The following is a 5107-nucleotide window of genomic DNA, read 5'->3' as shown; positions in this document are numbered from 1 at the left end:
ACAAGCTGGGCATCGACCACAGCCGCCGCGTTCAGGACCTGTCGGACGCCGAAGTCCTGCAGATCCGCGAAGCCATCGACGCCGACCTGACTGTCGAAGGCGATCTGCGTCGCGAAACCGCGATGAACATCAAGCGCCTGATGGACCTGGCCTGCTATCGCGGCCTGCGTCACCGCAAGGGCCTGCCGGTTCGCGGCCAGCGCACGCACACCAATGCGCGCACCCGCAAGGGCAAGGCGAAGCCGATTGCCGGCAAGAAGAAGTAATCGTTGAGGGGGCGCGCCTTTGGCATGACCCTCCGGCAACTTCTGCTTTCAACGATTTCAGTAGGATAGAGCAAAAATGGCACGCGAACCCCAGCGCATCAAGCGCCGCGAACGCAAGAACATCTCGGCCGGCGTCGCGCACGTCAACGCCAGCTTCAACAACACGATGGTGACCATCACCGACGCCCAGGGCAATGCGATCAGCTGGTCCTCGGCTGGCATGATGGGATTCAAGGGCAGCCGCAAGTCGACCCCGTACGCCGCGCAGGTCTGCGCCGAAGACGCTGGCCGCAAGGCCGCCGAACATGGCGTGCGCACCCTGGAAGTCGAAGTGAAGGGTCCGGGGTCGGGTCGTGAATCGGCTCTGCGCGCACTGCAGGCCGTCGGCTTCCACATCACCTCGATCCGTGACGTGACGCCGATCCCGCACAACGGCGTGCGTCCTTCCAAGCGTCGCCGCGTCTAATCACCGGCTCGTTCGGTATTGGCGGGCGGCGGACGCGTCGCCCGCTTACCCATTTGCATCGGCCGCAACGTCCTGTCGGGTCAGGAAATAAGCGTTTCGGCCCCATCCCCAGGGGAAATACATGACTGTCAACATGAAGAACTGGCAGGAATTGAAGAAGCCCAACAGCCTTGAGATCAAGGTCGCGGGCGACGGCAAGCGCAAGGCGACCTTCGTTGCCGAACCACTGGAGCGCGGCTTCGGTCTGACGCTTGGCAATGCGCTGCGCCGGGTTCTTCTGTCCTCGCTTCAGGGCGCGGCGGTCACCTCGATCAAGATCGAGAATGTCCTCCACGAATTCTCCTCGCTTGCCGGCGTGCGCGAAGATGTGACGGACATCGTCCTCAACATCAAGCAGGTCGCGCTGCGCATGGAAGGCGACGGTCCCCGCCGTCTCCAGCTGTCTGCGACGGGTCCTGCCGAAGTGAAGGCCAGCGACATCATGACCGTGGGCGACATCGAAGTGATGAACCCCGATCTGGTGATCTGCCACCTTGACCAGGGCGCGACGCTGAACATGGAACTGACCGCTGACGTCGGCAAGGGCTATGTTCCCGCCGTCGCCAACCGTCCGGCGGACGCTCCCATCGGCCTGATCCCGATCGATGCGCTCTACTCGCCAGTCCGTCAGGTCGCGTACAAGGTCGATAATACCCGCGTCGGCCAGGAACTGGACTATGACAAGCTGTCGCTGACCGTCGAAACCGACGGCACCGTCACGCCGGAAGACGCGGTGGCCTATGCCGCCCGCATCCTGCAGGACCAGCTCCAGCTGTTCGTCCACTTCGAAGACGCGCTGCCCGTCGCCGCGCCGGCTGCCGGTGCTGCCGCTGGCGGTTCTGCCGGCGAAGCGGAAAGCGACGCGAATCAGATCAACCGCTATCTGCTCAAGAAGGTGGACGAGCTGGAACTGTCGGTCCGTTCGGCAAACTGCCTCAAGAACGACAACATCATCTATATCGGCGATCTGGTCCAGAAGACCGAAGCCGAGATGCTGCGCACCCCGAATTTCGGCCGCAAGTCGCTGAACGAAATCAAGGAAGTGCTGTCGTCCATGGGCCTGCGTCTGGGCATGGACATCCCCGGCTGGCCGCCGGAAAATATCGAGGAAATGGCCAAGAAGCTCGAACAGGAGCTGCTGGGCTAAAGGTCCGGGGTCGGAGCGATGCTCCGGCCCGGTTCCTTATGGGCTGTGGGGCGGTGGCCCTTAACACCGCCGGGTCTGGGGTACCTCAAACGGCCCCTTAACGAACGAAGGAAGAGACTATGCGTCACAAGGTTGGTCATCGTAAGCTGCAGCGCAGCGCCGGGCATCGCAACTCGCTGCTCCGCAACCTCGCCGCTTCGCTCATCAAGCATGAGCAGATCCAGACGACCACGCCCAAGGCGAAGGAACTGCGTCCCTACGTCGAGAAGCTGATCACCCTCGCCAAGAAGGGTGGCCTGTCGAACCGCCGTCTGGCCCATGCCCGTCTGCAGGACGACGCCCAGCTGACCAAGCTGTTCGAAGTCCTGGCCGAGCGCTACAAGGATCGCAACGGCGGTTACACCCGCGTGATCAAGGCCGGCATCCGCGCTTCGGACGCGGCGCCGATCGCGATCATCGAGCTGGTCGATCGCGACGTCGATGCCAAGGGTCAGGACTCCGGTCCGGTCCAGGGCGCCGATGCCGAGGAACTGGAAGCGGCGTGATCCGCTGATACCGCTGATCCCGAAGCATTGCGCGCAAAGGGTGTGAACCGGTTTTGCGTTTCAAACGATGCGGCGACAGGACGCAGTGGTAATTTGATTTCAGAACAGGCCGTGGCTTGATAAGAGCCACGGCCTGTTTCGTTTTGCTTTCATGGGGATAGGGGAAGTGGAGAGGATGCGCGCCTATGGCTGCCTTGCGCTGGCATCGCTGTTGCTGGCCGCCGCCGCCCAGGCCGAGCCGGATGCAGCCGTCGGTGCCGCCGCGGCCGGCACCAAGGCTCCCGCGCTGGACTATCCCGCCGCCAAGCGGCTCGATCTGGTCGAGGATCATTTCGGGGTCAAGGTGATCGATCCCTATCGCTGGCTGGAAAACGACCTGCGCAGCGATCCCGCCGTCCGCGACTGGGTGGCGGAGGAGAACCGAATCACCCGCCACGTCATGGACGGCCTGCCGGAACGCGACATCCTCAAGATGCGGATGCAGGCGCTGTTCGCCCATGGCCGCTACACGATCCCGCGCAGAGCGGGTGGCCGCTATTTCTATGGCTATAACAAGGGCCTGCAAAACCAGACGCCGCTTTATGTGCGCGAGGGGCTGACCGGCCAGCAACGCCTGCTGATCGATCCCAATGACTGGGCCAGGGACGGGTCGGATGCGCTGGCGGAATGGACGCCCTCCCCCGATGGCCGGTTCCTCCTCTATGCCGTGCAGGAGGCCGGAAGCGACTGGCGCACGCTGAAGATACTGGACGTCGCCACCGCCAGGCCGCTCGATGATGTCGTGCAATGGGTGAAATTCTCCCAGCTGGCCTGGGACGGACAGGGGCAAGGTTTCTTTTACTCCCGCTTCGCCGCCCCGCAGGACGGAGCTGCCTTCCAGTCCTCCACCATGGGGCAGCAGCTTTGGTATCACCGGCTGGGCACGGTGCAGGCGCAAGACCAGCTTATCTATGCCACCCCCGATCAGCCGAAACTCGGTCACACCGCCCAAGTCACGCAGGATGGTCGCTGGCTGATCATCAGCAGCTTCCAGGGCACCGATTCGCGCCGCGAACTGCATGTCGCTGAACTGACCGGCGGCAAGGTGAAGATCCGCTCGCTGGTCAGGGGCTTGGCCAATGATTGGCGGCTGATCGGCAGCCGGGGACCGACGCTCTATTTCATCACCGACCAATATGCCGCGCATCTGCGCGTCGTCAGCATCGACGCCCGCCATCCCCGGCGTAGCAGCAGGCAGGTCGTGGCGGAGCGCATGGACACGCTGGCAGGCGGATCGCTGGTCGGGAGCCGGCTGATCCTGGCCTATCTGACCGATGCGGAAACGGTGGCGGAACTGATCGAACTGGATGGACACAAGGTCGCAGACGTGCCGCTGCCCGGCATGGGCACGGCAGCGGGCTTTGGCGGGCGCGACGGCGATCCGGAAACCTTCTTCAGCTTTTCCGGCTTCACCACGCCGTCGAGCATCTATCGTTTCGACACCTCGACGCTGCGTTTCGAGTTGTTCGCGCGGCCCGACCTGCCTTTCAATCCCGATGATTATGGCATCGAACAGATCAGCTATCCGTCAAAGGACGGCACGATGATCCCGATGACGGTGATCCGCAAAAAGGCATTGGCTCTCACCAGGACTCCCGCGCCGACCATCCTCTATGGCTATGGCGGCTTCAACATCGCGCTGACGCCCGGCTATTCCGCGACGCGCATGGCCTGGCTGGAGCAGGGCGGCGTCTACGCCATCGCCAACCTGCGCGGCGGCGGGGAGTTCGGCAAGGCGTGGCACGATGCCGGGCGCCTTGCCAACAAGCAGAATGTGTTCGACGATTTCATCGCAGCCGGCGAATATCTGAAGGCCAATGGCTACACAAGCAAGGGTGGCCTCGCCATAGAGGGGCGGTCCAATGGCGGCCTGCTGGTCGGCGCGGTAGTGAACCAGCGGCCCGATCTGTTCGCCGCCGCCCTGCCCGCCGTGGGCGTGATGGACATGCTCCGCTTCGACCGTTTCACCGCCGGGCGCTACTGGATCGATGACTATGGATCGCCGGACAATGAACAGGATTTCCGCCTGCTCTACGCCTATTCGCCCTACCACAACATCCTGAGCGGCAGGGATTATCCGGCGATCCTGGTGAGTACCGGCGACACCGACGACCGCGTGGTCCCCGCGCACAGCTTCAAATATGCCGCCGCGCTTCAGGCGGCCCATCTGGGGCCGAAGCCCCGCCTGATCCGCATCGATACCAAGGCGGGGCATGGATCGGGCAAGCCGATCGACAAGCTGATCGATGAATATGCCGACAATTACGCCTTTGCCGCGCATTTCACCGGCCTCGGCATTAGCGACGAACCGAAATAGCCGTTCAGCCCTCCGACAGCGACGCGGGCCTAGCCATCACCGAAATCCGGATGAGGGACGCGGACCATGAACAAGACCAAATGGATGACGGGATCGCTGATGGCACTGGCACTGCTGGCGGGCGATGCATCGGCGCAGGCGCAACCCCGGCAAGCTTATCCGCAGGATCAGGGCGATCTGCCGGACGAAGCGCAGCCGCCCGCTGACGAAGCCGCCGTGCCTGAGGATCAGGCCAACCCGTCCCGCGCCGACGACGATTTCTCGGATGTCGTCGCGGCCGACCAGGAC

At 63.5% G+C, this 5107-nt stretch carries 5 protein-coding genes and 1 pseudogene; all 6 read left to right on the top strand.

Annotation, left to right across the window (positions count from 1 at the left end; translation table 11 throughout):
- Window positions 1-266: 30S ribosomal protein S13 (rpsM, locus tag RUH75_RS23200; RefSeq protein WP_313809569.1), on the top strand; the 266-nt coding region annotated here is incomplete at its 5' end.
- Window positions 267-342: 76 nt separating this feature from the next.
- Complete coding sequence (rpsK, locus tag RUH75_RS23195; protein ID WP_004208752.1) at window positions 343-732, top strand: 30S ribosomal protein S11; 390 nt, start codon at window positions 343-345, stop codon at window positions 730-732.
- 121 nt (window positions 733-853) lie between these two features.
- Window positions 854-1918: a DNA-directed RNA polymerase subunit alpha gene (locus RUH75_RS23190; protein ID WP_313809568.1), complete on the top strand. Its 1065-nt coding sequence runs from the start codon at window positions 854-856 to the stop codon at window positions 1916-1918.
- Window positions 1919-2037: 119 nt separating this feature from the next.
- A complete protein-coding gene (rplQ, locus tag RUH75_RS23185) occupies window positions 2038-2463 on the top strand; it encodes a 50S ribosomal protein L17 (protein WP_313809567.1) in 426 nt (141 codons plus the stop codon).
- 175 nt (window positions 2464-2638) lie between these two features.
- Window positions 2639-4819, top strand: a complete 2181-nt coding sequence (locus RUH75_RS23180) for a prolyl oligopeptidase family serine peptidase (protein ID WP_313809570.1) — start codon at window positions 2639-2641, stop codon at window positions 4817-4819.
- A 66-nt stretch (window positions 4820-4885) separates the two neighbouring features.
- Window positions 4886-5107 (top strand): annotated as a pseudogene (locus RUH75_RS23175) (hypothetical protein); the annotation flags it as partial.

This window comes from Sphingobium sp. (genome assembly GCF_032153725.1).
In the GTDB taxonomy this organism is placed as follows: domain Bacteria; phylum Pseudomonadota; class Alphaproteobacteria; order Sphingomonadales; family Sphingomonadaceae; genus Sphingobium.
Note: the sequence above shows the minus strand (reverse complement) of the source record. Positions and strands in the feature narration are given on the sequence as shown.

Bases quoted from the DNA above. Each gene is read 5' to 3' on its own strand.
- rpsK (WP_004208752.1), top strand. From the start codon at position 343: ATGGCACGCGAACCCCAGCGCATCAAGCGCCGCGAACGCAAGAACATC.
- RUH75_RS23190 (WP_313809568.1), top strand. From the start codon at position 854: ATGACTGTCAACATGAAGAACTGGCAGGAATTGAAGAAGCCCAACAGC.
- rplQ (WP_313809567.1), top strand. From the start codon at position 2,038: ATGCGTCACAAGGTTGGTCATCGTAAGCTGCAGCGCAGCGCCGGGCAT.
- RUH75_RS23180 (WP_313809570.1), top strand. From the start codon at position 2,639: ATGCGCGCCTATGGCTGCCTTGCGCTGGCATCGCTGTTGCTGGCCGCC.